General features: G+C 35.8%; 4 protein-coding genes. 1 reads left to right on the top strand and 3 read right to left on the bottom strand.

The window, feature by feature from the left end; all coding sequences use genetic code 11:
- Window positions 1-964 (top strand): HEAT repeat domain-containing protein (locus D5R40_RS30040; RefSeq protein WP_134239641.1); only part of this gene is annotated, 964 nt, incomplete at its 5' end.
- A gap of 187 nt (window positions 965-1,151) precedes the next feature.
- On the opposite strand, the gene D5R40_RS30035 is transcribed toward D5R40_RS30040, so the two are convergent.
- The 3 genes from D5R40_RS30035 to D5R40_RS30025 form a co-directional block, all read right to left on the bottom strand.
- Window positions 1,152-1,739 (bottom strand): hypothetical protein, encoded by a 588-nt coding sequence (locus tag D5R40_RS30035; RefSeq protein ID WP_124146610.1) that lies wholly within the window; start codon window positions 1,737-1,739, stop codon window positions 1,152-1,154.
- A 360-nt stretch (window positions 1,740-2,099) separates the two neighbouring features.
- Complete coding sequence (locus D5R40_RS30030; RefSeq protein ID WP_124146609.1) at window positions 2,100-3,818, bottom strand: ABC-F family ATP-binding cassette domain-containing protein; 1,719 nt, start codon at window positions 3,816-3,818, stop codon at window positions 2,100-2,102.
- A 653-nt stretch (window positions 3,819-4,471) separates the two neighbouring features.
- Window positions 4,472-4,870 (bottom strand): response regulator, encoded by a 399-nt coding sequence (locus tag D5R40_RS30025; protein WP_124146608.1) that lies wholly within the window; start codon window positions 4,868-4,870, stop codon window positions 4,472-4,474.
- Between the last annotated feature and the right edge of the window lie 466 nt (window positions 4,871-5,336).

The raw sequence follows: 5,336 nt of genomic DNA, 5'->3' as shown, positions 1-5,336 counted from the left end.
ACAAATAGCTACTGGTTGGAAACATGAGGAGGGAATTTTAGAATTACTCAAACAAAGGGTAAACTCTGATGAAGATTCGGATGTGCGACTTGAAGCGGTGAAACAAATAGCTACTGGTTGGAAAAATCAACCCGGAATTTTAGAATTACTCAAACAAAGGGTAAAGTCTGATGAGAATTGGCAAGTACGACGGGAAGCAGTGCGACAAATAGCGACTGGTTGGAAAAATCAACCCGGAATTTTAGAATTACTCAAACAAAGGGTAAACTCTGATGAAGATTCGGATGTACGACTTGAAGCGGTGAAACAAATAGCTACTGGTTGGAAAAATCAACCCGGAATTTTAGAATTACTCAAACAAAGGGTAAAGTCTGATGAGAATTGGCAAGTACGACGGGAAGCAGTGCGACAAATAGCGACTGGTTGGAAACACGAACCCGGAATTTTAGAATTACTCAAACAAAGGGTAGAGTCTGATGAAGATTCCGATGTGCGATGTGAAGCAGTGAAACAAATAGCGACTGGTTGGAAAAATCAACCCGGAATTTTAGAATTACTCAAACAAAGGGTAAACTCTGATGAAGATTCGGATGTACGACTTGAAGCGGTGAAACAAATAGCTACTGGTTGGAAAAATCAACCCGGAATTTTAGAATTACTCAAACAAAGGGTAAAGTCTGATGAGAATTGGCAAGTACGAGGTGAAGCAGTGAAACAAATAGCGACTGGTTGGAAAAATCAACCCGGAATTGTAGAATTGTTTGATCACACAGTCCTCAATGACCCCTTTCAACGCGAACATGAATTTCAAACCAACCCTCGACAAATAGCGCTAGAAGCAATAGTCAAACAATATCCGGACCATCCGCAAACCCTCCCACTATTACAAGACAGAGCAGAAAATGACCCAGACGAAAAACTGCGGAAGTGGGCAAAAGAGAAATTGCGACAATTAGAGAATTAGTCCACGTCAGATTTTTCACTTTTGTTGGGTTGCGCTGTCGCTTAACCCAAGCTACTTCCTTCTTCGGGGTTGCTGATGCGTGGGTATGATTTGTATTTTTTGGTAGTTGCTAAACTATTGAATAACAAATATTTGAGATTGTTCAATTTTTATTTTCATACCTTGATTCAGCAACGCCCCTTCTTCATTACCTTGCCCCTGCTTCAATGGCAGAGTTAGCCATTTTTTTCAAAGTCTCCCCCTCAATTTCTGGACTTTGACCAACGCCTTTTAAGGAAATACGATAGAATACTCCTTGATATTCCCACCCAATAATTGGAGGCGCACAAGATGCTCCACAAGTTAAAGGTCTAAAATATCCTTTAATGTCTTGTACTAAACTCAATTCTCGACTAAATTCATCATCTAAAGGTTTGCCTCCTTTTTCTCCACTGATATAACCAATGGAGCAAGCATTAGCAGTACAATCTTTTTCAAAAGCTAAAGTTATTTCATAACTATTATTTGTACCTTTCCCATCAACATAAATTTGATTATCTGTGCCTGTAATTAATAATTGACTCGGAAGTAAAATTGGCACTTTAGTTTGTTGTTTGATTTTCGGTAAAATCTCTGTTAATTCTGCCGCGACTGGTTGAGAATTTTGTGTCAATAACTGACTTGTTACTGGATTAATTTGATAATTTGATGGTCTCACAATAGGTTGTTTCCAACCCATAGATATTGTGAGGTAGGTCAACAAAATTATATTTTCAAAGTGAATAAGAATAGACATAATTAGGGTTTGCGCTTATAAAGTCTTTTTGCTGGGGTAGGAGACAGGAGACAGGAGACAGGAGACAGGAGAAATGGGAATGAGCGAGGAGGTAGGAGTAAGAATTGTCCCAAGATTGTTCTGCCCAACTCTTGCCTAAAATACGCTCCTTCTTTGAGTATGAAGAGCTGAAAAATTTGCACTTTGTATATGAGGTACAGAAATTAACAATTAGATGTTTGTAGTGTGGGCATCTTGCCCGCTTTGACGCATACCTTATTAATGTGGAATTTGCTGTATATTCCTTTACAGAAGAAGCAAGAAGTAATATCAAGGGTGAAATCTGTAGGGCCGTTCGCCCCTACTCCCCTACATCTCCCCTTATTTACGTTTAGCCGCAGCTTTCTCTTTATCCTTCTGTTTCTTCTTAGCAGCTTTCTCAGCTTTCTTAGCAGCTTTTTCAGCCATAATCTTTGCCACCCTTTCTGCCTCTTTTTCCTCCTCAATCTTATCTAGATAATAATGATAATCTCCTAAATAAACATGAAAATCACCATCACGAATTTCCACAATTTTATTTGCCACTTGAGAAATAAAATAACGGTCGTGAGAAACAATAACCACAGTTCCGTCATAATTTTTCAAAGCCTCCTCCAACATTTCCTTTGCTGGAATATCCAAATGATTTGTTGGCTCATCAAGTAACATAAAATTACCTGGTTTAAGTAACATTTTTGCTAAAGCTAAACGTGCCTTTTCTCCCCCACTCAAAGCAGCTACTTTTTTAAATACGGTCTCACCACTAAATAAGAAATTACCAAGTAAAGTTCTTACCTCTTCATTTTTCCACTCCGGCACCTCATCATGAATAGTTTCCATCACATTTTTTGTCAGGTCTAAAGCTTCCGCTTGATTTTGCTCAAAATAACTAGGAATAACATTATGATTACCTAATTTAACAGTACCTTCTGTAGGTTCTTCCATTCCCATAATCATCCGCAAAATAGTAGATTTCCCACAACCATTCGGCCCCAAAAAAGCAATCCGGTCGCCTCTTTCTATCTCTAAATTTGCTCCTAAAAATAAAATTTTCTCCCCATAAGTATGAACTAAATCTTTAATTGTTACTACCTCTCTACCACTACGTGGTGCTGGAGGAAAACGGAAACTTAAACTTCTTAATCCTGCTACGGGTGCCTCTACAAGTTCTACTTTTTCTAATTGTTTTTCTCTACTTTTTGCCTGGGTACTCCGAGTAGCACTAGCGCGAAAACGTTCCACAAAAGCTTGTTGTTTTTCTATTTCTTTTTGTTGTCGTTCATAAGTGCTCAGTTGTGCCGCTTGATTTTCTAACTTTTGTTGTAAATAAGCCGAATAATTACCCAAATAAGTATTAGAAACTCCTCGTTCTGTTTCCACAATTTGAGTCGAAAGACGGTCAAGAAATTCCCGGTCATGGGAAACTATAACCATAGGAGTAGTTAATTTTTTCAAATAATCCTCTAACCATTCAATTGTTTCTAAATCTAAGTGGTTCGTAGGTTCGTCCAATAATAATATATCTGGATTTTGTAGGAGAATTTTACCCAAACTCATACGCATTTGCCAACCACCACTAAAAGCACTAACCAAGCGATCGCCATCTTCCGGTTCAAATCCCATTTCGGGCAATATTTTCTCAATTTCTGCATCTAGTCCATAACCATTTAAACCTTCAAATTGTCGTTGTAAACGGTCTAATTTATGTATCAATTCATCCAACTCTTCTGGACTAGAAGTTTCCATTTCTCGCTGTACTTTTTCTAGAGATTCATGGATTTCATTTGCCTCCTTAAATACCCTCCAAAATTCTTCTCTCACAGTACGGTTAGGGTCTACTTCAAACTCTTGATTTAAGTAGGCAATTTCTAAACTAGCAGGACGAATAATTTCTCCAGAAGAAGGTTCTATTTCTCCAGTAATAATTTTTAATTGAGTAGATTTTCCTGCCCCATTTACACCCACTAACCCAATGCGATCGCCTGGTTTAACTTCCCAGTTAACATCTTTAAGAACAACACCTGTAGGATAAATTTTACTTATATGTTCTAATCTCAGCATTTATAATTAGTCTCCAAGTTTAGGTTAAGAGCAAGTTATGTTTTTCATGGCCAAATCATTAATATTGGTTCTTATAGCAGAAGGAAGAGGGAAGTAAGGAGGAAGGAAAAATCTTGCGTTATCTGAGTTTTAAGCTTTTTATATGTCCTAACCTTTCCTTCCACTGCTATAGATAATGCTTAAGCTTAACAATTTTTAATTATATTTTATACATCAATTCAGTTATCAGTATTTTGAGAATATTTTAATTACCTGTTTTTTCGTTTCTTATTCCTCTTTTAAAATCTATATCAATTGAATTAAAAATAAGTTAATCATCAAAACTAGAAAAACAAAATATATATAACTTACCTAATTGGCAATAATCAACAATTTCTTGAAATATTAACAACTTTCATGGCTAATTTCCTATTGTCAAAAATTATATTATTTTCTACTTTTAACAAAATTCAAAACTATTATATCTTCTAGACAATCAGAATATAATTGCTATATTCTTTTGACAAACTTCAAGTATTTTATTCTTTCTTAGTTATCAAAATAATTTGGTCGCGCAACCCCCACCTTGATTGGCGAAATATTTTTGGAGTTTTGCTCATCCATCTCCGTTACAAAAATAACTTCTAACTTCTGACTTCTGACTTCTGACTTAGTTAAAAACCCTTCTTCGCCTTATATAATTCCACAGATTCTTGAATGACAACTTTCAGTTCTGGAATGGCACAAGGTTTAGCTATACATTTAAAAATATCAGCCTGCTTTATGTCATTAACATCACAATTTATTTGTTCTTCAGCATAACCACTTAACAAAACACGAATAGTATCAGGAAAGCTATCTTTTGTTTTTCTAAGAAATTGAATACCTGTCATATCTGGCATACTTTGGTCAGAAATAATAATAGCCATTTCCCCTTCAGTTTCGAGAATTTCCATCGCTAAACTAGCATTTTCTGCCCTAATAACTTTAAATTCACCTCTAAAAGTCCGATATATTAAATCCAAATTATTAGGTTCATCATCAACAACCATTAATTTAAGTTTTTCTGACATTGTTAAATTTATAGCAATTTCTATCTAAGGAACAAGTTTTAACAAAATTGGTTATGTACAAATTTTTAAGTACTCATGCATAATTATCATATAGCAACTCTCATATTTGTAGGGCACAGAAAGAAGAACAACAAGTTTACCTGATGACTCCGAGAAACACTTGACTAGAGAGAGTCACTAAATGTTTTTTTATACATAAAACTAGATTTTATACGGTCAGATAACGCCAGATTTTTCCAAATTCGGTCCCCCCTTTCAAAGCTATGCTTTATGAACATTTTCCTTAACATCAAACTTGACAAAATAGACAAATTATGTTGCTTGCATCAAAAGGCTTTTCCCTCAGAAAAAATGTATTTAAAAGCACATTTATTTAGATAGGTTAAGTAGTTTTGCCTAGCTAAATTGACGATTTCTCCCTTCTCCCTTCTCGCCACAAGATTTTCAGGAGTTCCTGATCAGGAAT

It is taken from the genome of Okeania hirsuta (assembly GCF_003838195.1).
Classification (GTDB): Bacteria; Cyanobacteriota; Cyanobacteriia; order Cyanobacteriales; family Microcoleaceae; genus Okeania; species Okeania hirsuta.
This window is presented reverse-complemented; position numbering and strand designations above follow the sequence as displayed.

Coding starts and splice junctions, on each gene's coding strand:
- D5R40_RS30035 (WP_124146610.1), bottom strand. CDS start 1,739: ATGTCTATTCTTATTCACTTTGAAAATATAATTTTGTTGACCTACCTC.
- D5R40_RS30030 (WP_124146609.1), bottom strand. CDS start 3,818: ATGCTGAGATTAGAACATATAAGTAAAATTTATCCTACAGGTGTTGTT.
- D5R40_RS30025 (WP_124146608.1), bottom strand. CDS start 4,870: ATGTCAGAAAAACTTAAATTAATGGTTGTTGATGATGAACCTAATAAT.